This window comes from Bilophila sp. T19-St14, assembly GCF_059728385.1.
Genome location: NZ_BAAGFT010000002.1, coordinates 835,034 through 857,416, shown reverse-complemented (window position 1 = coordinate 857,416; position 22,383 = coordinate 835,034). Strand labels below are relative to the sequence as shown.

Below are 22,383 nucleotides of genomic sequence, written 5' to 3'. Positions count from 1 at the left end.
AAAGCATATTTACTTTGAAAAAATCCTCATAAATTCACTTGCCTACCTTTTTCATTCTTTTTTTTACGCCTCAAAAAATCGACAGTGTTTCTGTCAAATTCGACAGGAATCTTACCCCTTGCCCAATGGCTTGGAAAAAACATGCCTTGGAGTGTTTTTTATGCCCGTAAGGAAAGTCTCCGGTGAAAATTCTCGCACCCGCACTATCCGGAAAGAAAAAATGGATGAAGTGGGATTCGCCGTTTCCATATTGCAACAGGAAGCACACGCCCTGACTTTGCTGGCGCACGGCCTCACTACCACATTCTGTGAAATTGTGGACCGTCTGTACAATGTAAAAGGGCGTATCGCAGTCACGGGCATGGGCAAAAGCGGGCATGTGGCCCGCAAGGTGGCGGCAACACTGGCATCCACGGGTTCCCCCGCCTATTTCATCCACCCCGGCGAAGCCAGCCACGGAGACCTGGGGATGCTGGCCTCCGACGATGCTGTTCTGGCCTTTTCCAATTCCGGCAACACGGCGGAACTTTCGGACATCATCCTGTATGCGGCCCGGCGCAACATCCCCCTGATAGGGGTAACGCGCAACGCGGACAGCCTGCTCGGCAAAAACGCCGCGCACCTCCTTTTGCTGCCGCTTGTGCCGGAAGCCGACCCGCTGGACTGCGCCCCCACCACGTCCACCACCCTGCAAATGGCCCTGGGCGACGCGCTGGCCCTGACGCTGATGCGTCGGCGCGGCTGTTCTCCCGAAGAATTTCACCGCTGGCATCCGGGTGGCTCACTCGGCCGCAAGCTATTGACGGTCAGGGAAATCATGCACACGGGCGAGGAACTCCCCCTGCTTCCGGCGTCCTCGCCCATGTCGGAAGTACTCGTGTTGATGACCGGCAAGGGGTTCGGCGTGGCGGGCATTCTCGAAAAAAAACGGCTTGCGGGCATCATTACCGACGGCGACCTGCGCCGCCATATGGGGCCTTCCCTCATGGACAAGACGGCAAGGCAGGTTATGCATCCCGATCCCGTGGCGGTCGGCGAAGACACGCTTGCCGTGGCCGCGTTGCGGCTCATGCAGGAAAACAGGATCACCTCGCTGTTCGTCACCAGTGAAGGAAAACCGGTCGGGATTCTCAATGTTCATGACTGCCTGCGGGCGGGGGTGGAATGATGCTGCGCCACTGCCTGATTCTCTCCCTCGCCCTCTGTGCCGTGCTTTCCGGCTGCGCCGCGCGTGAATCCGCTGCTCCGACCGCCCTCGTTCCGGAGGAGGCTCCCGCGTTGTCGTTCGAAGAACGGGTGGCCGCTCTGCCGGAAGGCTCCGCACAATACTTTGCCGAAAGCCCCTTTGGTCCGGCCGCCATTGATGCAGGCCCGTTCTACCTTTCCGGTCTGGGTGACGAATGCCGTTCGGTTCGCGTCGCACGCGGAAGCACGAGCCACAGATTCGCGCTCTGCAAGGAGAAAAACAGCGTATGGCACTTCATCCCCACCATCTTTGAGAGCATGCCGCAATGAACGCCGACACCATGCCAGCTTTATCCGTATCGTCCGCGCTGACCGTGCAGGGAAGGGTGATTTACGCTCTGGTCATGCGGGAAGTGCATACGCTGTACGGCAATACCCGGCTCGGCTACCTCTGGGCAATCATTCAGACGGCTTTCAACATCGCGGTATTCTGGCTGTTTCGTGAGTTCCTCGGCGCACACGCCCCCCACGGCATGGGGATGGCGGTCTTCCTTCTCTGCGGTTTTATCCCCTGGTATATGTTCAGCGATACCGTTTCCCGCTGCATGAAGGCCGTAAGCGCCAATCAGGCGCTGCTGACCTTCCCGCAAGTGACGGAACTGGATCTGATGATTGCACGGTGCCTCGTGGTCTGGGGAACGCAGCTCGTCTGCGCCGTCATCATTCTGTCCATCGCCGCCGCTCTGGGCCAGTCCGTGGAACTACGCCATGTTGACAGCCTTGCTGCTACGCTGTTCTTCGCCCCTCTGCTGGGGCTGGGTACAGGGCTTATCTTCGCATCTCTGGCCCGCCTCTGGCCCACGCTGGAACGGCTTGTCCCCATCCTGATGCGCTTCCTGTTCTTTGCGTCCGGTGTATTCTTTCAGGTCTCTGAATTGCCTGCCCGCTTTTCCGGTTCTCTGCTATTGAACCCGGTAGCTCAACTTATTGAATGGCAACGCTACGGCTTTTCCGCATCCTCCTCATCCCCCTTATACAGCATAGGCTATGTGACCGCATGGTGTTTAGGCTCGCTTTGCCTCGGCCTGCTGCTGGAACGCTATGTTCGCGGGAGGGAAGTCCGATGATTGAACTTTCCCGCATCTGCAAGTCTTACAGCCTGCCACATGGTAAACGAAAGGATGTTCTGCGTGATGTCAGCATCACCTTCCGGCCTGGCGTGAACATGGGGATTCTCGGCCTGAACGGACAGGGCAAGTCCACGCTCATCCGCATCATCAGCGGTTCGGAACGTCCCGACAGCGGAACGGTAACCCGCAGGAGCCGTGTTTCCTGGCCCATCGGCTTTGCCGGAGGCTTCAACGGCAGCCTGACCGGGCGGGAAAACCTGCGTTTCACCAGCCGCATCTACGGCGCGGACATTCAGGAAGTGACGGAATTTGTGGAGGAGTTTACGGAACTCGGTCCATACATGGACATGCCGGTGAAAACCTATTCATCGGGCATGCGCTCCAAGCTGGCTTTTGGACTGAGCATGTCCATCGGCTTCGATTTCTATCTCATTGATGAGGCATGGTCCGTGGGGGACGCCTCCTTCCGGGCCAAAGCGGAAAAACTCTTTGAGGCGCGCAAGGCGCACGCGACGCTGGTTGTGGTGTCGCACAACGTAGCCACCATCCGCAAGAACTGCGACAGGGCCGCCGTGCTGCATGACGGCGTCCTTTCCGAATATGAAACTCTGGGCGACGCTCTGCGCGTCTACACGGGAATTTGCCATGCCGGACGTTGAAAAAAACACCGTACAAACCGCATCGGACACAAAGGTGGCTCCAGCAAAGCAAGAAACAGACGTAAGGCCAACTTCTCCCATCGCATCTCCGAAAGCCAAAGAGCAAGCCACACCTGTTGAGCAATCAGCACCTCAAACCATTTCTCATTTGGCCCTGGCCTCGCGCCCCGCTTCTATGGCGCTCGGCAGAATAAATTCCCGACTTTCCCCGGCCATAAAAACGGTATTGATTGCCGTGCTGCTGCCCACTTTATTGTCTTTGCTGTACTTCGGCCTGTGGGCTTCACCCATGTACATCGCCGAAGCCCGTTTCGCCGTGCGCGGGGCAGAAACCAGCGGAGGGGCCAGCGGCCTTGCCGCGTTGCTGCTACCTTCCGGTGCGTCTGTGGGCGCGGACGCGCATATCGTGGCCGAATACATCCAGTCCCCGGACATCATGGAGGCCATTGACGGAGAGCTGCACATTTTCCGCCACTTCTCCAGCCGCGAGTATGACTTCATCAGCCGTCTGGCCACCGATGCCACGCGGGATGAGCGCCTTTCCTATTGGAATTGGGCAGTAAAACCCTCCTTTGACCCGGAAACCGGCATCATCGCTCTGAGCGTCAGGGCTTATGACCCTGTTACGGCCCAAAAACTGGCGGAAGCCGTGCTGACCAAAAGCGAGGCCCTGGTCAACGCCATGAGCCGCCGCGCGCAGGACGACGCCATCGCCCTGGCCATAAGCGAGGTAAAAACGGCGGAACAACGGGTAAGTGCCGCGCAGGACGCCATGCGCGCCTTCCGGGATCGCAGCGGGATGCTGGACCCAGCCAGTACGGCGGGCGGGCTGCAAGGCATCGTCAGCCAACTGGAAGGCGAAGCCGTAAAAGTCCGTGCCGAAATCGCGGAAGCCTCCACCTATATGAGCAAGGACGCCCCGGCATTGGTGGGATTGCGTGCCCGGCTGTCGGCTGTGGAAAAACAGCTTGCCTCGGAAAAGCTGCGCCTGGCCGGGGAAGCCCGGCCCGACAGCCTGACTTCCGTGGCAGGGGAATATGAGGACTTGCAGACCGAAAGCGAGTTCGCCCGGCAGCAGCTCGTTTCGGCTATGACCTCGCTGGAAACCGCCCGCGTGAAGGCGGAAGCCAAGTCCCGTTATGTGGTGGCCTTCCAGATTCCTGTTCTGCCGGATGAATCCCTGTACCCCCGCCCCTTCCTGTTTACGACCTATGTCCTTGTCGGTGCTCTGGTACTGGTGGGGCTTTGTTCCCTGATTATAGCCGCTGTGCGCGAGCACGCCGGATTCTGAGACAGATATGAACAGCAGATTTCTTCTTTCCGCAACATTGATTCTGGCAATGACTACACCCGCCCTGGGAGCGGATGCCACGCCGCAGAACGGTTCTTCCTACGGCGGCAGCCTGGGCAAATCCGGCAACCCCAGCCCCGGCGGAAGCGGAGGCATTCAGGGTACGCCTTCGACCCGGCCTCCGTCCTATCTGCCCGGCGGCTATCAGCGGGAAGCCGTCTTTCAGCAGGCCATGTACGGACAGGAATCCTCCCGGCAACTAGAGGAGCGCCAACGCCGGTCCATGCCGGGCCTGCCCGCCTGGGCGCTGGAAAACTATCGCCCGGACATGACGCAGGGTCTGGAACCTTTCGGCGCGAATCTGTTCCGGGGCAATTTCGCCTCCACCTACGGCAGCGGCATGAACGACGACTATGTGATTCTTCCGGGCGACAGGATCACCGTACGCGTCTGGGGCGCGAGAAGCTACGATGACGTGCTGTTCGTAGACCAGCAGGGCAACATCTTTCTGCCGGAGGTGGGGCCGGTGCGGGTGGCCGGACTGAAGCAGTCCGCGCTTTCCGGCTCGGTACGGGCGAAACTGGCCTCGGTCTTTCCTGAAAACGTCAATATTTATGTCAACCTGCAAAGCGCCCAGCCCGTGGCCGTCTATGTGGCCGGAAACGTGCCCAATCCGGGCCGTTACGCGGGCGGCCCACAGGATTCCGTCATGTCCTATCTGGACCGGGCCGGGGGCATTCTCCCGGAACAGGGCAGCTACCGGAACATCAAAATTCTGCGCGGCAGGCAGGTCATCGGACAGGTGGATCTCTACAGCTACATGATGCGCGGGGAGCTGCCGCATATCCGCCTCAAAGACGGAGATACCATTCTGGTGGAACCCTTCGGCATGTCCGTGGCCGCCTACGGCCTGTTGCGCCAGCCCGCCCGCTATGAGTTCAGAGGCGCGGCCAGCGGCAAAGACCTGCTGAACTACGCCCTGCCCATGAACGGCGTTTCCCACGTCAGCGTGGGCGGCATGCGCAACGGCGAACCGTTCAACGTCTATGTGACCCTGCATGACTTTCGCAGCCTTCAGCTTGCGGACGGCGACCGCGTGGAGTTTGTGGCCGACACGCGGGGCAGGACCATCATGGTGGCCGCGTCCGGGGCCATCCACGGCGCGTCGCGCTTCCCGGTGCTCAAGCAGACCAGACTGAAGACGCTGCTGGAATATATCGCGGTGGAACCGGAGCTTGCGGACATCAAGTCCGTCTACATCCGCCGCAGGAGCGTGGCCGCCGAACAGAAAGTCATTCTCGCAGATGCTCTGCGCCGTCTGGAACAGAGTGCATTGACCGCCACCTCCGCTTCCGTGGACGAGGCCGGTATCCGGGTGAAGGAAGCGGAGCTGATTCAGAACTTCGTACAGCGGGCCTCGCAACTGGAGCCGGACGGCGTGCTGGTCGTGTCCCGCGACGGCAGAATTTCCGACGTGCTGCTGGAGGAAGGCGACGAGATCATCATTCCCCGGAAAACGGACGTGGTTCACGTTTCCGGCGAAGTGCTCATTCCCGCCGCCGTGACCTGGGAAAAGGGCCTCTCCCTAAAGGACTATCTCGGCGGCGCAGGCGGCCTGTCCGACCGGGCGGATACGGACAATATCCTGATTGTGGGTCTGAACGGGGAAGTCTCCCATGCCAAGGGACAGCCCATCGAACCCGGCGACCGCATCCTGGTCATGCCCAAGTTTGATTCCAAAAACCTGCAACTGGTCAAGGACGTGACCCAGGTGCTCTACCAGATGGCCGTGGCCGTCAAGGTCGCCGTAGGATTGTAGGGAAGTATCATGGGATTTTGTTTTGACTTTCAGGGCAAGGTCTCCGGGCCGGTAGATAACAAGGCCCCCCTATTCTGCATCGCCGGGTCGTGCGCTCTGGAGAGCTGCGCCCGCGCTTTGGAAGACTGGGGGAGTCAGGAGACGTTGCGGGAATTGGTGGACAAAATTTTAGAGAAACAAACAGGCTTCGGTTCGTTGTCGGAAAAGGAGGCTTCATGACTCCTTTCCCGACATGGATGAAACTTGCGACTTCTCTACAATCTTTTCTGCATGACTCTGCCTCAAAACATTTACTTCGATTTGTATTGAAGTCCTTGGGTAAGACCTGCATCTGCATAAAACGCATGTTAATTCAAACAATATACAATGTATTATCCTTATGCTCTTCAAAAGATATAATTGTTTTTTTGAAATCATCAACAAGTTATGAATATTGCAATTTGTATTGTGTATATAAAAAAATGAATATTAAAAACTACTGCATCTGGATAGATAGCAGTAAATACTATAGCATATCAACATTATGGACTATTGCGCATGCAAAAATTATTTTGCTTGACCAATCATCAAAAATTCTTAGCAACATTATTATTTCTAAAGATACAATTGTTATTCAGTTATGGCACAGTGGAGGATTGTATAAAAAAGTTGGATTTGATGCATTTCGTAGAGGATATGACTATCAAAGTGAATACAAAAGAGTTCAGCGTATCCACGGACAGATTAATTATTTTGTCATTTCTGACAGCAAACTTATACAATATTATGCAAATGCATTCAATCTCAAAAATGAACAGATCATACCGTTAGGATTAGCCAGAACAGATTTGCTTTATCAGTGTGATAAACAGGAAGTCAAAAATCGATTTTATGAACTCCATCCTGAGGTCAAAGGAAAAAAAATTCTTCTTTACGCGCCCACCTTCAGAACAACGCAAAAAACAAGAACTTGTGACAATAACTTGATTGATATTAACATCTTAAATAGTCAACTTGGACAAGAATGGTGTTTTATATTTAAAGTTCATCCTACATTAATTGATAAAATATCTATAGAAAATGGGTGGATTGATATTTCTAAATATAGTTACGATGAATCTATATTGCTTTCTGATGCACTTATTACAGATTATTCATCAATATTATTTGATTTCTCTATTACAGAAAATCCTATTTTTTTATATTTACCAGATATTAATGAATACACGACAACTGAACGTATGCTGTATGTTAAACCTGAAAATCTTGTTTCAGAAAAAAATGTTGCATACAACCATACTGAACTAATATCAATAATATTAAATAATAATCAAAATTCAAACTATATATTCAAAAATTATATGAGTTCATGTGACGGTAACAGTTCATTACGTATTGTAGATTTTATAGAGCAAGTTTATAGGAGAAAGAAATGATAGCTGCTCTTATTTTTGCTGGTGGTACAGGTGTTAGGATGCATACAACAGGAATACCAAAACAATTTTTAAAAATATATGGTAAACCTATTATTGCTTATACAATAGAACATTTTCAAAATCATCATCTTATTGATAAAATTATCGTTGTTTCTGTCAGTACACATCTAAATCTCATGGAAGAGCTTGTCAGATACTATAGACTGACAAAAGTTTCAAATATTGTTGCTGGCGGAAAGACAGGTCAGGAATCTATCTGGAATGGCCTAAAGGTCATCAAAGAATTTACGGATGACGACGACATTGTACTCATTCACGACGGTGTACGTCCTGTTATCACAGAGCAACTGATCACCGATAATATTGAAAGCGTTCGCAAACACGGAAACGGTATTTCCGCATGCTTTGCCTGGGAAACGATTTGTCAGGCAGAAAAGCCGCACGTTATTGGTCATGTCTTGCCTCGGCAAAAATGCCTGTTAGCTAAGGCACCGCAGTCGTTCAAGATTAGGGAGATTGTTGAAGCGCACATGAAAGCAATGAGTGATGGAGTAACTTCTGAGGTGGACTCTGCCTCCCTTATGAGCCATTACGGACATACTCTACATTATGTACCATGTGATCCAAGTAATATAAAAATCACGAATCCTGTTGATTTTTACTTGTTTAAGGGCATGCTTGCAGCACAAGAATCTATGCAGATTATTGGATTATAGTGAGGAAATATAATGAAATTTTTCAATTTATTCAGATTGCATCAAACGGATAATATAAAGACTAAAAATATTAATAAAAAAAGAGCAGATACTAAAAAGATTTCTGAAGTCAAAAAAGGAAATGAAGCAAAAAGGATTGCTGAAGCTAAAAAACTTGCTGAATTCAAAAAGGGATTTGACGACTTTACAAGTATTATTTCACATAATCCTATCGGAGATAGTAGAGTCATTATTGAAAGTACAATTTGCCAACTCAAAAATATTTTTGCAAACACTAAAAACAAAAAAATCGGATTCGTTGTATTTGCAACGAAAAACTATCTCTCATCCGATTTTATTGAATCTGTTAAGTCATATGCAAGGGAAGGCATAAGAATTGTTTTTGTTATTGATAGAACCGTAAAGAATAATAAATCTGTCAATGATGCGTTATCTCAATTCAAACTAAACCAATGTATTAGTATTTTTCATTTTTCAAGAAGCATCTCCACTCTGGAGCGAATGAGCATCGCATTGGCCTCCCTCGGTACTGAGTACGCAGTTTTCTTTACCATGAAAGATACAGCCAATCGTAGGTCACTCATCACCTATCTGAATAAAGTGATTACGGATTCCAGTACGCCGGTTGTTTTGCATACCTCGTTGAATCTTGCCGAACTGCGTCAAAATTTTTTGCGGGAACCAGCTATCAGTGCGTTGAGCGGAGGCATTTTCAAGACTTCCTTTTTACAGTCCAAACTCAAAAAGATTGAGGGAGATTGGGATTTCTGGGTTCCACACATTTTGTTCAACCATATCGAAGATAATGATATCACTTTGATCAATTCCATGCGACGCTATTGGAATGTCAATGAACCATCTCAAATAAGCATTCCTGACTTGGGATATCTCTGTAGGGATATGGCGAAGCTGGCACATTCATCCGTGACAGCTCATGAAACCTTACGAAATATCATCAATCAATTCTCGCTATGTTTAAATAACATTATCAAGTCTAAGAATTTCACTGAAACAAAACTTAGTTATATCGCTTCAGGTGCTGCATTACTTGTTGCCTCATTATATAATGTTTTTTCAAAAGATGAATATAGGGATATACTCTATCAGTTTTCTAGTATTTTCAATTTCGATACAATTCTTAAAAATGAAAATATTCATAAAATACACGCTAATATTGTTAAAAATGTCATAGAATTAAAAAATAATACAGTTGCTGTTGTTGAAACTGATTTCATGGAAGATTTGAAAACATGTTTTGTTCCATTCTTGAAGAAAGAATATGAAGTAATTTATATATCAAAACCACAGTATTACGATTATCATTTTTTCTATTGTATGGTTATGCGTGCTATTATCCAGCCAGCTCAATATATTGTGACATCCAATGATATGCATAGGTATATCACGTCTGGTAAAACAACTTTAACTCTTTGGCATGGCAGCGGGATGCTGAAAGAAATTGCTTCCCCTGACCGCAAGAAATATCCGATGGACTACCTTGTCACATCCTCTGAATCCTGCGTGTTGCCGTGGTCAAAACAGTTCGGAGTGGCGGAACGCAATGTGCTGCCTTTTGGACAGGTGCAGACAGATATCATGTTTGACAAAGAGTTCGCGATGTCCACCAAAGCCCAACTCTACAAGGAATACAACATCCCGAATGGCTCGAAAATTATATTTTTTGCACCAACCTTCAGAATTGCCAAGCCCGGTGCCGTTCCTAGCAAATATTATGATTTTCAGATGGATATTGAAGCGCTATCCGAAAAGCTGGCTGAGTGCGGGGCCTATCTGATTACCAAAAGGCACCATGTGTTCTCTCATATACTTTTAGATAAAGGCATTGATGCATCGGGCGTACATCCGTCGAAAAATGGGCATTTCATCGTCGATGAATCTCACAATTTCCAAGAACTTATTAGCGCAGCAGATGTGTTCATCACAGACTATTCTTCTGGTCTTTTTTACGCCGTAGTCCGAAATATGCCACTTGTGCTGTACGCCCCCGATATCGAGGACTACAAAACTGGTCCCAATGGCTTCATGGTCAAATATCCTGAAGAGATGGCTGGGGTATTCGTCGGCAAGCCGGATATAGACGCCTTTATGAAGGCTATCGACGATGCGGTGGATGATGTTTCCTCCGAACGATATGTACGCTTCAAGGAAAAACATGTCGCCGCCTGCGATGGCCATGTAGCGGAAAGGCTGATGCGTTATCTGGAAACTTGGGACGGTACCCAATTCACTAATATTTTTGCAAAACCAGAAGATGAAATTCTTGAATCCACCGAAGCCCCACTATCGGATGAACAGGTGCAGAGTCCGGAACAGACAAACGCCGCCCTGCTGGAAGGAGGAAAAAATGCATAAATTGTGGAACAATGAATCTCCTGTTCTTGTCGAGGATTTGCAATATATCTCCTCTGATTCCGTCATCCCCTGGAACAAGCTGGACGGCAAAAAAATTCTGATAACGGGAGCAACCGGCCTTATCGGTTCCCTGCTGGTCAAAGCATTGCTGTATGCTGCGGAATCCAAAAACCTTAACCTGACGGTGATGGCGTTCGTACGCAATATCGCTAAAGCAGAACGAGTATTCAAGGCTGAATTGGAATTAAAGAATACGCTGCTGCAATTTGTAGAAAACGATGTCTGTTCAACATTCTGTTCAGATCTGCATGCAGATTACATTATCCATACAGCATCTCCAACAGCTTCCATTGATTTTGTAGAAAAACCTGTAGACACTATTCTGACAACTTTTTGCGGTACATGGAATCTTTTAGAACTTGCCAAAGAGTGTGGCTGCCAAGGTTTTGTATATCTGTCATCAATGGAAATATATGGAAAACTTGCACATGAAAATGCTTCTGAGGATGATTCGGGATATATAAATCCTCTTGTTATACGCAATAGTTACCCACAGGCAAAACGTATTGCGGAATCTCTTTGTGCCGCATACGCCTCGCAATACGGCGTTCAAGCAAACATTGTGCGCCTGACGTTGACATTTGGTCCAGGTGTTTCCCAAGATGACAATCGGGTATTCATGCAGTTTGCACGTTCAATCAAAAATGGGAAGGACATCGTCCTTCACACTCAAGGCAGAACGAAAAGAGACTACCTTTATACCGCTGATGCGGTACGTGGTATTTTATCTGTTTTACTTTTAGGTAATAAAGGTGAAGCATATAATTTATCGAATCCTGATACATATATTAGCATTTATGATATGGCTCAATTATGTGCATCTTTATCTCATAAAAAAATAAATGTTACGTTTGAATGTTCACCAGAAAAACAAAATATTTATAGCCCTGATTTAAAAATAAATCTTGATATAAACAAAATAAATGAACTAAATAAGTTTGAAAAAATACCTTTAAAAATTATGTTTGAACGTATGCTTGAATATATGGAATAAGTCATCAAATCTTATTTTTATTTTAATAAATTGTAATTTCTACAAACATAGGAGGTTGTATGAAAATCTGTGCATATATTGCTGGTGATAAAAATATTATTTATCCATCTATCGTATGCCTTTCTTCTGTAAAAAAATACAATAAAGATATTGATTTATTTCTATTTACAGAAAAAAGATACGCAACAGATGAACATATTAGATTATGTAATAAATATAATATTACTATTATTGACATAAATGAAATAGATAAAAAACATACTATTAATTATTTTAGCGCATTTATGAGGTGGCCAGTTCATGTTTTCTACAATTATATAGCACCTGATTTTTTATACACAAAAGGATATAATTATGCTATAAAGCTTGATTATGACATGTTGTGTATTGATGCATTTAATATAGATGAAATTTTACCTTCAAAAAATGAAGGTATTTGTGTTATTCAAAAAAGAAACTTATCAACATATATTGATGAAGATAATTTGAATAAAATCGAATCAAAATTCAAATTAGATGATTTTAAAAGTACGAATACCGGATTTATTGTATTTAACCTTGAATTTTATAATAAAAAAAATGTATCCAAGTTATATGGTGATGTGTTTATGTATTTTACTGAAAAAGAAATTATTTCTGAAGAAACAAGTGAACAGTTTTGTTTTGGACTACTACAATCAACATTAGGTGTGAAATTTAAAAAATTAAAGTATTTATATAATTTTAGGCCTTATATTGAAACTCAAAATATTAACAATACTAAAATTATTCACTATACTACTGTATTAAAACCATGGAAACAATTTATTACAGAAGATATAGCAAAGTTTAATAAGGATGGATATATTAGACATGTACTGCTTACTAGTTACTGGATAGAACATGCTAATTCGCTTCACTTTACTGAGAAATGGTATGCTAATGAAAATTTTTCAATACACGATATATACAATATATTTAATCAATCTCTTAAATATTTTGATAAAAATGAAAGAAAATTAATTTTAGAAAGATATATTTTATATATACAAAAAAATTGTAACTATAATACAATACATTACGATAAAAAATACAGATATGTACAGATAAGGATGTTTGGTACAAATAACATTCACTATGAAATTTTATTCAGAAGTGGATATATTGCTATTTGTATCCATTTTGAAAAAGAATGGGAGGACTATGCAGAATATTTAAAAAATGTAGTATCCAAATCAATAAAAATGGATATGATACATAATTCTAAAAAAGCTGAGATTTATTATCTAGTAAAAGACATTAACAACATAAATGAAGTATGCAATATCACAAAAGCAATAATTGAACAAAGCTATGAAAGTATATCGTTCTTTATAAATATGCATAATTATTTACATGAAATAGATATATCAAACTATAAGAGAGAGAGAGAGAGAGAGAGAGAGAGAGAGAGAGAGAGAGAGAGAGAGAGAGAGAGAGAATAATCAAATACAACTTTTAATAGCCGCATAAAAATACAATATAAAAACCAAGGAAGGACATATTTATGTTTGCAATGGTTATATTTATAGGTATTTTATCTTTTATATGCCTCCTTGTTTTTATTTTTCATATTGCCCCATATATCAGTGACAACTATACATCAAACATTCCAGTTACATGTTGTAAATATATAAAATACCATAAAATAATATCAACATTTATTGCCGTATTAGGCTTATTAATTTATATATTCTATGCATACATAACAAATTATCAAACAAATATTATTGAACCTAAAAAAACTCCAGAAGGAACTATACAAAAAGATAATGCTCCGCAAACCTCAAATACTATTCTAAAGCAACATCAAAAGAGTGGAAGCTCACCCCCACATGCACGACCAATCTCAGACAGCGATATCATAGGCCCCTCTAACACTTCAACTCCATCAAGGTTATCGACGGACACACCACAAGGAGCTATCAATGACCACAGATAACCAATCTCGCAGGATTATTATTTTAACATTTTTATTTTTTGTTACTTTTGTTTGTTTTGCACCATTGACGATAGCTGCTCCTACAGCACCACAAAAATATACATATGGATTTAAGTTATATCAATATAACTTAGAACCCGGCGACTCTGTTGCCGACAATCCAATCCCCAAAGCTGAACTTGGTTCTTTTGTCGCCAAAAAATCAGAATTTACATACAGAGAAGTGGAAAAAATTATTGGAATCCCTATCAATACAGCGCGTTTATACAGGGCAATGGGTTATTTAAATGTCAAAGAACCAGGTTCATATACAATCATAACAACTTCAAAAGGGCATAGTAAATATGGGTGCATTTTTGTAAATAAAAAATTAGCTATAAGTAATCGTAATTCACCTTTTGTAGTAACAGCACCTGTTTATTTTAGTGAACCTGGATGTTATGAAGTAGATATCCGAATATATGATTTTATAAATCGTGATTTAGTCGTACCTAATGGATATTCTTACACACCCCATGCAACATTTAATTTTCTTATTAAAACACCCGATAATGACGGTCCTCAACCTGCACATAAAGTCCTCTTGCTTCCTCTACGGTAGCCTTGCAATGCTTTCAAGACAAAGAATATTTGAGAAGTATGAAAACCGCTTTTTCCAGAAAACTGCGCAATATTCCCTATTTGTATGTTTTTTTGATAGCCCCTGACAACGATGCCCCCTGCGTTATTGGCTGGGGCCACAAGACCACAGCGGACAAGGCCCGTCGCTACGCCGCCCGGAATAATCTCCCTTACATTGCGCTTGAGGACGGCTTCCTGCGCTCCCTTGACCTGAGCTGCAAGGGGGCGCAGCCACTCTCTCTGGTCGTGGACCATACGGGCATTTACTATGACGCCGGAGAGCCGTCCGACCTGGAGAACCTTCTCAATGCTTCCGGGTGGGAAACGCCGGAGCTGATGGATTCCGCCCGGTGCGCCATGCGGGACATCATTCGGCATAATCTGAGCAAGTACAGCCACGCTCCCGATGCGCCGCAAGGTCTGTGGGAGGCAACGCCGACTCCTCGTGTACTGGTTCTCGACCAGACTGTGGGCGACGCCAGCGTCACACTGGGCGGTGCAGACGAGGCCACGTTTCAGGCCATGTTGGAAGAAGTCTTGACTACATACCCGCTTTCCCATGTCCGGGTAAAAACACATCCGGATGTCATTGCAGGAAAAAAACGCGGCTATCTTCGTGACTATGCCGCCGGGCACAGCGTACAGGTCATTGCGGAAGATTATGCGCCGCTCTCCCTGCTGGCCGGTGTGGATGTGGTGTACACGGTCACGTCCCAGATGGGCTTTGAGGCCCTCATGCTCGGCAAGGAAGTCCATTGCTTCGGCATGCCATTCTATGCCGGATGGGGGCTGACCAGAGACAGGCAGACCTGCCCACGCCGCCAGCGGAAACGGAGCCTTGAGGAAATCTTTGCCGCCGCCTACCTGCTGTATGCCCGCTATGTAAATCCTATACGGGGCGGGCGCTGTGACATCCATGACGCTATCAGCCTGCTGGCCGAACAGCGAAAGCAGAATGAGCGCAACCGCCGCTTCCATGCCTGTGTGGGCTTTCACTGGTGGAATCGACCTTATGCAAAAGCCTATCTTCAATCCACCGGAGGAAAAACGGAATTTTTCCGGGACGAAAAACGGGCCGTCCTTTCGGCATGGGCCAACGGCGGGGAAATCGTCGCATGGTCATCCGGTGTGGATGCGTCGCTGCAAAAGGAATGTGACGATGCGGGAGTCACGCTGGCACGCATGGAGGACGGCTTCATCCGCTCCGTGGGGCTGGGGTCGGATTTCAACTGGCCCTACTCCCTGGTGGTGGACAGAAAGGGCATCTACTACGATCCCTCCCGGCCCAGCGAACTGGAAGACATCCTCAACACCGTGCCGGAACATCCCGACCGTACCGCGCTGCTGGAGCGGGCCGCCGCCCTGCGCTCCCTGATTCTGGAAAAGGGACTGACCAAGTATAATACCGGCTTCCGGGCCGCTCTGCCGCCAAAGTTTCCAGAAGGAAAAAAGATTGTCCTCGTGCCGGGGCAGGTGGAAGACGACGCCTCCGTGCGCTGCGGCGGCTTCGGCATGGCCAATCTGGATTTACTGCGGGCCGTGCGGGAAGCCAGGCCGGACACCTTCATCGTCTACAAGCCGCACCCGGATGTGGAGAGAGGAAACAGGCAAGGCGCAATTCCTGATGCCGAAGTGCTGCGCCACGCGAATATCATACTGCGCGACTTCCCTATGGGTCGTCTTCTGCCTCTGGTCCAGGAGGTACATACCCTGACTTCCCAGACCGGATTTGAGGCATTGCTGCGGGGAGTCAGGGTGTTCACCTATGGCGGGCCGTTTTATGCGGGATGGGGGCTGACGGAAGACAGGCGGAATTTCCCCCGCCGCAAGGCCCATCTGACTCTGGATGAATTGGTGGCCGGAGTCTTGCTCCTCTATCCCTCCTACTACGACTGGCAGACAGGGAATTTCTGCCGGGTGGAGGATGTCTGTTGCCGTCTGCTCCAGCCGGGCGGTCAGATGCGAGAGCGTGTCTGGACGCGACCTGCCTCTGCCGCGCGCAGCTTCCTGCGGAGGATTGGGCGATGAACACTCATCTCTTTCTTCAGGGGCCGCACGGTCCCTTTTTCCGACGGTTGGGGCGGGCACTGGCACGGCGAGGGGATACGGTCATCCGCGTCAACTGCTGCGGCGGCGACGTGGTGGACTGGCCCTGGCCCCACACCCGGCTGTTCAGGAAAAAGCCCACGGTCTGGAGCGAATGGGCTGCCCGACTCATGGATAAGGAACAGGTGACGGATCTGCATGTCTTCGGGGACTGGCGGCCATTGCACCGCGAAGCCGTCCTGCTGGCCAAAGTCCGGGGCATCCGTGTTTGGGCCTATGAGGAAGGGTATCTGCGCCCGGATTATATTACAATGGAACAGGGCGGCGTGAACGGCCTTTCCTCCCTGCCGGACACCAGAGAAGGCATGGCGGAACTTGCCGCCCGATGCCCGGACGTTCCAGAAGCCCGGAAAGTCGGCAATCCCCAGACCGTCAAGACATGGCGGGCCATCGCCCATTATGCGGGAACCATCTTTCTCTGGCCGTTTTTCCGGCACTTTCAGACACACCGCCCACAAAGCGCCAGCCGGGAAGTCTGGGGCTGGTTTCTGCGTGTGTTGAGCCGCCCCGCACGCAGAAGGCGTTCCGCTCAGGCCCTTCGGGCCGCGTACCGCTCGCATGCGCCGTACTTCCTCTTTCCCCTCCAGCTCGACGCCGACTCTCAGGTTCGCCGCTATTCGCCCTACAGCGGGATGAAGGAAGCCATCGCCTGCGTGCTGACTTCCTTTGCCCGAAGCGCCCCTGCGGATACCCATATCCTCATCCGCAATCATCCTCTGGACAACGGCCTTATCGACTATGCGGGCTTCATCGCCTCATTCGCCGCGGCCTGCGGCATCAGCGACCGGGTACACTTCATCGAGGGCGGCAAGGCGCATCAGATGATGGAAAAAAGCCTCGGCGTGGTGGTGCTAAACTCCACCATAGGGATTTCCGCCCTGCGTCAGGGCAAGCCGGTCTACTGCGTGGGCACATCCATCTACGCCATACCCGGCCTGGCGGCAAACAGCGTGGAAATGCCGCTGGATGCCTTCTGGAATAAACCTCGTAACCCGGAAGATGTCGCACTGGCGGACTTTGAACGGGTTCTCAAGGTTCATGCCCTGGTCAACGGGAATTTCTATACCCAGGAGGGTATCAGCACGGCCATTGACGGGATTCTGCAAAGACTGGAGGGCGATTAGGTGGGCACTTGCCAAGCCTGTGGGGAAGGCTTATATAGAAAGGGAACCCCGGTTCCTGCTACCAACAGAAACCGGGGCTGGCGCGGCGCGTTACAGCGCCCCGCACGGTTGCTTGAGGTTTTTTTTTCATAGCCCCGGCCCATCGCTACAATGGGCCGGGGCATTCTGCTATCTGGCGTCAGACGCCAGCAACAGTACCACAGCCAGGGCGATAAGCGAGACCATGACTAAACGTCTCATGGCCGTGCTCCTTTTCCGGCTTGCGCCGCGCCGAGCGCAGGCAGTCAGTGAAAAGAAGCAACCGTGCAGTTCGTCTTATAGCCTACTCTTTCCCTCCACGCAATGCGCGCGTAAATACGGTTATCGGACATCAGCGCAGACGAAGCGCAAACATCCTTTGGGGCTTTCCGACTCTTTACCCCCACTCTTCCGTTTCGCTGCATTAATAGTATATTTTATTGATTTATTTCATTTTTCACGAAAACTTGAAAAGTATATAAATTGGCCACTGCCCGGCCTGATTTCTCCATGCTACACAAGATTCAATCCCTTTTGAATCTGTTTTAGCCATTAGTGAGGAGAAGTTATGTTGGAGCTACTGACCAAGAAAGAACAAGAGGTCGTCAATCTGCTGATGAAAGGTACAACACCAAAAAAAAATTGCACGTGAAATGCGTACATCACGCAAACTCATCCATCTGCATCTTTCTCGCATCCGCAAAAAGTTTTCCGTGCATACCACTATAGAAATCATGCGTTGCACCGGGGAGACGCTTGCCTATCCCAAGCACCCCATAAAACTTACGCCTCGTGGAGCGGAAGTCTTTCGCCTGTCTCTCAGTGGGGTAAACACCACAAGAATCGCCCGCTGCCTGAAAATCTCCCGAAGCGGCGTCCGACGCCACAGAGAAAAAATGCTCATGGCAAACGGGTGTAATTCCATGCTGGAATTGGTCGCAAAGTATTACGGGACATACGCTGAGTAATATTCTCAAGGAGCTTTCATGGAAACTGACGGACGTACCATCATCATTTCCACACCGGAAGAACTGTTTCCCCTTATTACGGAAGCCGTGCGACTCGCCGGTTATGGTTATGAGAATACCCGGAATACTTCTGACAGATCGAACCAAAAACTGCTTGCTCCCAAAGATGTGGAAAGAGAGTTCGGCATTCGCCAAAAGACTCTCGCCTACTGGCGTCAGGAAGGTATTGGCCCGGCATATACGAGCTTTGGCAGACGTGTTTTCTATGAACGCGCCGTACTGGAAGAGTATATTGCCTCTGGACGTATCCAAACTTCGGAATCAAAATGATGATGTTCTCAGGCCGCCAGCATATCCCCTATAATCGAGAGCTTTTCGTTTTCCTGTCCTGGGAAAAGGTGAGCGTATCTCATCGTCATGGTGATGTTCTTATGACGCATGAGCTTTTGCAGTTCCATAAGCGTGACCTTGCCGGACTGAGCCAGCCAGGATGCGAAGGTATGTCTCATGGTATGCAGGGTGACGGCGTACAGACTATCACCGTCCTTCGGGGCCAGATTGAGCTTTCTGACGGCTGTCTGGAAGCAGGCTGGCGTCTTGGTGAACGCTGTTTTCTTGCGGGGCTGCTGGAAGATGGGTTCCGCAGGTTTGCGTTTGTACGCCTGGAGCATCCTGACCATGTCCTCCGGCACCCGGACGAAAACCCGCTTGCCTCCTTTCTGAATGATATAAAGGCCGCAGGCGTTGGCATCCACATCCTGTCCGCGCAGCTTGAAAATTTCTGTGGGCCGGAGGCCGGTTCGCAGGGAAAGCAGGGCCATGTCATGCAACTGCGGATGCCGCTTTTCGAGGTCGTCCAGAAGGGCTTTGGCCTCCTCTCTGGTCAGGAAACGCAGTCTTTCATTGTTGGCTTTTACCATCTTCCACGTCCCGCCCTTGGTGGACAGAGGGTTGACGCCACTCCATGTACCAGTGGCGATAGCCCTGTTTATGGCGGAACGCATGAACGAGAAAATGTTGTTCACGGTCTGTCCGGCCAGAGTTTTCCGTTTCCGCGTCTTGGTGTTGGACTTTCCTGCGGCCTTTTTGGGCTTTGTATTCCCGGTGGGCGTCTTCAGGAGCTGCGCCTTGAGACTGGAAAGCAGATTCGGGGTCAGCTCGACAACGGGCAGAGCGTGAATTTTGTTCTTGAGGTGGGCGTTATATTGACTGTAGTGCTGGTCAACATATTTCCCTTCGCTCCTGCCCCATTCAAGATAGGCATCCACCAAGTCCCCGATGGTGACTTTATCCCGCTCAATGGGGTTGACGCCGGTGGCCTCAAACTCGGCAAGGAACTTTGCCCTCTCCTTTCTGGCCGTAGCCGGACGGATGCCCTTGCTGTGCCTGCCGACGGTTTTCCAGTGCCCCTTACCCTCGTGGTCTGCGTACCAGAAGCAGTAGATTTTGTCGTACTCTCCGGTGCGCGGATCGCGCTTGGCGGACTGGCGGAAGAAGACGCCCTCGAACTTGGTCTTTATGTATTTTCTTTCAGTTTCGCTACTCATATGAGCAGGTTAGAGGATACGACGAAAGAAGGCAAGATGCTTATCCAAAACTTATCCAAAATAGATTTTCAGGATAAAAATCTTGACAATAATATATTGAATTTAATAATTATTTATTTCTTCCTATTGGCAATATGTGACCGAGAGAGAGAGAGAGAGAGAGAGAGAGAGAGAGAGAGAGAGAGAGAGCCCTTACACATCGGAGTAGTATGTCCAGCGTGGGTTCCTTCGCTTTATCCGTACAGCATTTGACTGCATATTCACCGTATGGCGGATATGCACCCTTTTTCTACGATCTTCCTGCTGGCTGACGCTCAGGGGGCTTCAGCATTATTCATTTGGAATCCCCCAAGCAACATCAACCTGCTGTTGGGAACCTCCATCAGTCGTCCTTCCTCAAAGGCCCTGACATAGGATGTGGTTGTTTCATCTCCGCAGTATAATGAACATACAGCCTTTTTCTCCAATTTTTCCGTTGCTGGGCTATGGTTGCGGCATGTTATTGATTATTCCTTCGGAATTTCAAGAAATAACGCATCAGCCATTTCCTGTGGCACAGACTTTCCAAAAATCTGCCGCAGTCATTGAGAAGGCTCTGTCAGAGCACATGGTTGTTTTGCTTCATCAATATACTGAAATATATACTTTTTTCACTTTTCCGCTGGTGGGTTCCATGATTGGAGGATTTTATTGGTTATTTCTTTGGAATTTCAAGAAATAACACATCAACCATTTTCTATGACACAGCCATTGAGAACAAAAAATTTTCCAAAGACATAACATTTTTTGGCCCTGCTTTTTTCTACAAAACGTCTTCTGACCGAAGGCAAGAATAAAAGGGATGCAGTTTTGCTCGCCATCATCTCCAAGCCGAGGTTTTATGGCTGAGGGTATATGCAGAATGGTTCTGTATTGCCTCACTTAGTAATTAAATTTAACACATTATATACATAATAAGACGGAAATGGGTAACAGTACGTGCTGTGATGAATCGTATAAAAACGGTATAAAATAAAAATCGTATTTTGCATAATCAATAAACGGCGCAGAATTGTCATGTGACATACAAACTGCATATTCCATTTCTCCACACCTGTTTGTTTTACAAATACTATTGTCTCTTCCTATTCTATTCCCCAAATCTCACCACCCGTACCTTGTGCGGCATCGGATTAGATGATCCGCATATCCAGAATATCGTGACGAGGCGCAAAAGATCCGCACTTTTTCTTGCCGCAGTCTTTACGGTCTTGCCGTTCTGGAGATATGCTTGTGCGTATAACGTGTCAGGCGTACAGCCCTACGGTACGGGATTCACTGCACCGCTGACGCCAAAAACAACAGCCGGGACGCCCGCCACACCCACGCATCCTACAGTAGGGAAAGGAAACCGTATGAGGAAAATTCTGTTTACGCTTGCCGCCTGCCTTTTGCTCGCCACGGCCGCGCAAGCCGAAACGCTGACCATCGGTGATGAGAATATCGCTTACAATGTGCCCGGCGGCTATATGGCTGGCGACGAGGAACCTTATATCAGCGTGCGTAGCTTCCTGACCGAGGTTTCCCCCAAAAACGTGCAGATTCTGGCCCTCTATGTGAACAAGGAAAGCCACAAAAAATTTTTGGATCCGGTGAACCAGCGCCTAGAGAATTACTTCCTTTTGTCCACCATACGCCCGCTTGTGGACAAGGAATTGAGCGTCAAGGATTTCGCTGAACTGAAAAAAGGCTTTATCAAGGCGCAGGAACAATTGAAAACGGCGCTGAGGCAGAAGGCCAACGATATGCTGAACAACGCCAGCGACGGCGCTTTGGGCATCGGCGCCGTTGACAGCCTAGGCGTTTTCGATGCCAGCGATACCAGTTTTTCCTTCATGGCGGTCGTGGATCAGGTGAGTGATGCCGACGGGCAGCGCACTGTGGACAAACAGAGCGCTGTTTCCAGCTTCCTGCTGGCCCAAGGCAAAGTGATCATCATCAATCAATACCAAATCCTCGACCCGTCCAAGGACATGGCCCAACAACTGGACGCCGCCAAAACGCAGGCCCAGAAAATCCTCAAAGAGCTTGGCATCAAGCAAGGCGTGCCTTGGGCCTCGTATCTCGGCTCTTTTCCGACCAATATCCTGTTGTTTGCCGTGATCGGCGGGCTGGTCGGCGGCCTGATCCGCAGGACGGTAAAAAACAGGAAAAATACGACCGCCTGAGGCTGGCTCCCATAGCCTGCGGGCAGGCGGAGGCTTCTGCCTCACACGGACAAAATCCGGTTTGCCGGGAAGCCTCGGCCTTGCGTTCAGGTTCTGCCGTGCACGAAGAAAATGCAACGTGAGGCGGCACAAAGGAAAAAAAGGGGGCTTACCGCCGCGCGTGGATACAGTTTGTTGATACAAAAAGGGG

The 22,383-nt window shown here is 48.4% G+C and carries 21 protein-coding genes; 20 read left to right on the top strand and 1 reads right to left on the bottom strand.

Annotation, left to right across the window (positions count from 1 at the left end; genetic code table 11):
• Positions 1-220: 220 nt before the first annotated feature.
• From AC6I1V_RS18085 to AC6I1V_RS18000, 18 genes are all read left to right on the top strand, one after another.
• Positions 221-1,168: a KpsF/GutQ family sugar-phosphate isomerase gene (locus AC6I1V_RS18085; RefSeq protein WP_294626425.1), complete on the top strand. Its 948-nt coding sequence runs from the start codon at positions 221-223 to the stop codon at positions 1,166-1,168.
• Entirely contained in the window at positions 1,165-1,515 is a 351-nt protein-coding gene (locus AC6I1V_RS18080) for an RT0821/Lpp0805 family surface protein (RefSeq protein WP_294626424.1), read from the top strand. The genes AC6I1V_RS18085 and AC6I1V_RS18080 overlap by 4 nt, the downstream gene beginning before the upstream one ends.
• On the top strand, positions 1,512-2,312 hold the full coding sequence (locus AC6I1V_RS18075; RefSeq protein ID WP_300746798.1) for an ABC transporter permease: 801 nt from the start codon (positions 1,512-1,514) through the stop codon (positions 2,310-2,312). Before AC6I1V_RS18080 ends, AC6I1V_RS18075 begins: the two co-directional genes overlap by 4 nt.
• The gene (locus AC6I1V_RS18070) at positions 2,309-2,974 is read left to right on the top strand and encodes an ABC transporter ATP-binding protein (RefSeq protein WP_294626390.1); all 666 of its coding nucleotides are present in this window, start codon (positions 2,309-2,311) and stop codon (positions 2,972-2,974) included. Before AC6I1V_RS18075 ends, AC6I1V_RS18070 begins: the two co-directional genes overlap by 4 nt.
• A 235-nt stretch (positions 2,975-3,209) precedes the next feature.
• Positions 3,210-4,265: a KpsE/RkpR family capsule polysaccharide export protein gene (locus AC6I1V_RS18065; RefSeq protein ID WP_302292391.1), complete on the top strand. Its 1,056-nt coding sequence runs from the start codon at positions 3,210-3,212 to the stop codon at positions 4,263-4,265.
• A 7-nt stretch (positions 4,266-4,272) separates the two neighbouring features.
• Positions 4,273-6,084 (top strand): polysaccharide biosynthesis/export family protein, encoded by a 1,812-nt coding sequence (locus tag AC6I1V_RS18060; protein ID WP_497737306.1) that lies wholly within the window; start codon positions 4,273-4,275, stop codon positions 6,082-6,084.
• A 9-nt stretch (positions 6,085-6,093) separates the two neighbouring features.
• Positions 6,094-6,303 (top strand): hypothetical protein, encoded by a 210-nt coding sequence (locus AC6I1V_RS18055; protein ID WP_300848217.1) that lies wholly within the window; start codon positions 6,094-6,096, stop codon positions 6,301-6,303.
• Positions 6,300-7,499 (top strand): CDP-glycerol glycerophosphotransferase family protein, encoded by a 1,200-nt coding sequence (locus tag AC6I1V_RS18050; RefSeq protein ID WP_497737305.1) that lies wholly within the window; start codon positions 6,300-6,302, stop codon positions 7,497-7,499. Before AC6I1V_RS18055 ends, AC6I1V_RS18050 begins: the two co-directional genes overlap by 4 nt.
• Positions 7,496-8,215, top strand: coding sequence for an IspD/TarI family cytidylyltransferase (locus tag AC6I1V_RS18045; protein ID WP_302292388.1), 720 nt, complete (start codon positions 7,496-7,498; stop codon positions 8,213-8,215). The genes AC6I1V_RS18050 and AC6I1V_RS18045 overlap by 4 nt, the downstream gene beginning before the upstream one ends.
• A 12-nt stretch (positions 8,216-8,227) precedes the next feature.
• A complete protein-coding gene (locus tag AC6I1V_RS18040; protein WP_497737304.1) occupies positions 8,228-10,588 on the top strand; it encodes a CDP-glycerol glycerophosphotransferase family protein in 2,361 nt (786 codons plus the stop codon).
• Positions 10,581-11,642, top strand: a complete 1,062-nt coding sequence (locus tag AC6I1V_RS18035; RefSeq protein ID WP_497737303.1) for an NAD-dependent epimerase/dehydratase family protein — start codon at positions 10,581-10,583, stop codon at positions 11,640-11,642. Before AC6I1V_RS18040 ends, AC6I1V_RS18035 begins: the two co-directional genes overlap by 8 nt.
• Before the next feature lie 59 nt (positions 11,643-11,701).
• Positions 11,702-13,105: a glycosyltransferase gene (locus AC6I1V_RS18030; RefSeq protein WP_497737302.1), complete on the top strand. Its 1,404-nt coding sequence runs from the start codon at positions 11,702-11,704 to the stop codon at positions 13,103-13,105.
• A 62-nt stretch (positions 13,106-13,167) separates the two neighbouring features.
• Positions 13,168-13,602, top strand: coding sequence for a hypothetical protein (locus AC6I1V_RS18025; protein WP_300683896.1), 435 nt, complete (start codon positions 13,168-13,170; stop codon positions 13,600-13,602).
• Positions 13,589-14,203: a hypothetical protein gene (locus AC6I1V_RS18020; protein ID WP_300683898.1), complete on the top strand. Its 615-nt coding sequence runs from the start codon at positions 13,589-13,591 to the stop codon at positions 14,201-14,203. The genes AC6I1V_RS18025 and AC6I1V_RS18020 overlap by 14 nt, the downstream gene beginning before the upstream one ends.
• 38 nt (positions 14,204-14,241) lie before the next feature.
• Positions 14,242-16,251 (top strand): capsule polysaccharide biogenesis protein, encoded by a 2,010-nt coding sequence (locus AC6I1V_RS18015; RefSeq protein ID WP_300683900.1) that lies wholly within the window; start codon positions 14,242-14,244, stop codon positions 16,249-16,251.
• Positions 16,248-17,453 carry a capsule polysaccharide biogenesis protein gene (locus AC6I1V_RS18010; RefSeq protein WP_300683902.1) on the top strand — a complete coding sequence of 402 codons (1,206 nt, stop codon included), beginning with the start codon at positions 16,248-16,250 and terminating at the stop codon, positions 17,451-17,453. The genes AC6I1V_RS18015 and AC6I1V_RS18010 overlap by 4 nt, the downstream gene beginning before the upstream one ends.
• Positions 17,454-18,124: 671 nt before the next feature.
• A complete protein-coding gene (locus AC6I1V_RS18005; RefSeq protein ID WP_366143763.1) occupies positions 18,125-18,439 on the top strand; it encodes a LuxR C-terminal-related transcriptional regulator in 315 nt (104 codons plus the stop codon).
• An 18-nt stretch (positions 18,440-18,457) separates the two neighbouring features.
• The gene (locus tag AC6I1V_RS18000; protein ID WP_294625553.1) at positions 18,458-18,769 is read left to right on the top strand and encodes a helix-turn-helix transcriptional regulator; all 312 of its coding nucleotides are present in this window, start codon (positions 18,458-18,460) and stop codon (positions 18,767-18,769) included.
• A gap of 8 nt (positions 18,770-18,777) precedes the next feature.
• Here the strand turns inward: AC6I1V_RS18000 and AC6I1V_RS17995 are convergent, their stop codons facing one another.
• Positions 18,778-19,986, bottom strand: coding sequence for a tyrosine-type recombinase/integrase (locus tag AC6I1V_RS17995; RefSeq protein ID WP_294625552.1), 1,209 nt, complete (start codon positions 19,984-19,986; stop codon positions 18,778-18,780).
• A 442-nt stretch (positions 19,987-20,428) separates the two neighbouring features.
• On the opposite strand from AC6I1V_RS17995, the gene AC6I1V_RS17990 reads away from it, so the two are divergent.
• Positions 20,429-20,707 (top strand): hypothetical protein, encoded by a 279-nt coding sequence (locus tag AC6I1V_RS17990; protein ID WP_486854434.1) that lies wholly within the window; start codon positions 20,429-20,431, stop codon positions 20,705-20,707.
• Positions 20,708-21,380: 673 nt separating this feature from the next.
• On the top strand, positions 21,381-22,193 hold the full coding sequence (locus AC6I1V_RS17985; protein ID WP_486854433.1) for a hypothetical protein: 813 nt from the start codon (positions 21,381-21,383) through the stop codon (positions 22,191-22,193).
• Positions 22,194-22,383: the final 190 nt, after the last annotated feature.

Bases quoted from the DNA above. Each gene is read 5' to 3' on its own strand.
- AC6I1V_RS18085 (WP_294626425.1), top strand. From the start codon at position 221: ATGGATGAAGTGGGATTCGCCGTTTCCATATTGCAACAGGAAGCACAC.
- AC6I1V_RS18080 (WP_294626424.1), top strand. From the start codon at position 1,165: ATGATGCTGCGCCACTGCCTGATTCTCTCCCTCGCCCTCTGTGCCGTG.
- AC6I1V_RS18075 (WP_300746798.1), top strand. From the start codon at position 1,512: ATGAACGCCGACACCATGCCAGCTTTATCCGTATCGTCCGCGCTGACC.
- AC6I1V_RS18070 (WP_294626390.1), top strand. From the start codon at position 2,309: ATGATTGAACTTTCCCGCATCTGCAAGTCTTACAGCCTGCCACATGGT.
- AC6I1V_RS18060 (WP_497737306.1), top strand. From the start codon at position 4,273: ATGAACAGCAGATTTCTTCTTTCCGCAACATTGATTCTGGCAATGACT.
- AC6I1V_RS18055 (WP_300848217.1), top strand. From the start codon at position 6,094: ATGGGATTTTGTTTTGACTTTCAGGGCAAGGTCTCCGGGCCGGTAGAT.
- AC6I1V_RS18050 (WP_497737305.1), top strand. From the start codon at position 6,300: ATGACTCCTTTCCCGACATGGATGAAACTTGCGACTTCTCTACAATCT.
- AC6I1V_RS18045 (WP_302292388.1), top strand. From the start codon at position 7,496: ATGATAGCTGCTCTTATTTTTGCTGGTGGTACAGGTGTTAGGATGCAT.
- AC6I1V_RS18040 (WP_497737304.1), top strand. From the start codon at position 8,228: ATGAAATTTTTCAATTTATTCAGATTGCATCAAACGGATAATATAAAG.
- AC6I1V_RS18035 (WP_497737303.1), top strand. From the start codon at position 10,581: ATGCATAAATTGTGGAACAATGAATCTCCTGTTCTTGTCGAGGATTTG.
- AC6I1V_RS18030 (WP_497737302.1), top strand. From the start codon at position 11,702: ATGAAAATCTGTGCATATATTGCTGGTGATAAAAATATTATTTATCCA.
- AC6I1V_RS18025 (WP_300683896.1), top strand. From the start codon at position 13,168: ATGTTTGCAATGGTTATATTTATAGGTATTTTATCTTTTATATGCCTC.
- AC6I1V_RS18020 (WP_300683898.1), top strand. From the start codon at position 13,589: ATGACCACAGATAACCAATCTCGCAGGATTATTATTTTAACATTTTTA.
- AC6I1V_RS18015 (WP_300683900.1), top strand. From the start codon at position 14,242: ATGAAAACCGCTTTTTCCAGAAAACTGCGCAATATTCCCTATTTGTAT.
- AC6I1V_RS18010 (WP_300683902.1), top strand. From the start codon at position 16,248: ATGAACACTCATCTCTTTCTTCAGGGGCCGCACGGTCCCTTTTTCCGA.
- AC6I1V_RS18005 (WP_366143763.1), top strand. From the start codon at position 18,125: ATGCGTACATCACGCAAACTCATCCATCTGCATCTTTCTCGCATCCGC.
- AC6I1V_RS18000 (WP_294625553.1), top strand. From the start codon at position 18,458: ATGGAAACTGACGGACGTACCATCATCATTTCCACACCGGAAGAACTG.
- AC6I1V_RS17995 (WP_294625552.1), bottom strand. From the start codon at position 19,986: ATGAGTAGCGAAACTGAAAGAAAATACATAAAGACCAAGTTCGAGGGC.
- AC6I1V_RS17990 (WP_486854434.1), top strand. From the start codon at position 20,429: ATGAACATACAGCCTTTTTCTCCAATTTTTCCGTTGCTGGGCTATGGT.
- AC6I1V_RS17985 (WP_486854433.1), top strand. From the start codon at position 21,381: ATGAGGAAAATTCTGTTTACGCTTGCCGCCTGCCTTTTGCTCGCCACG.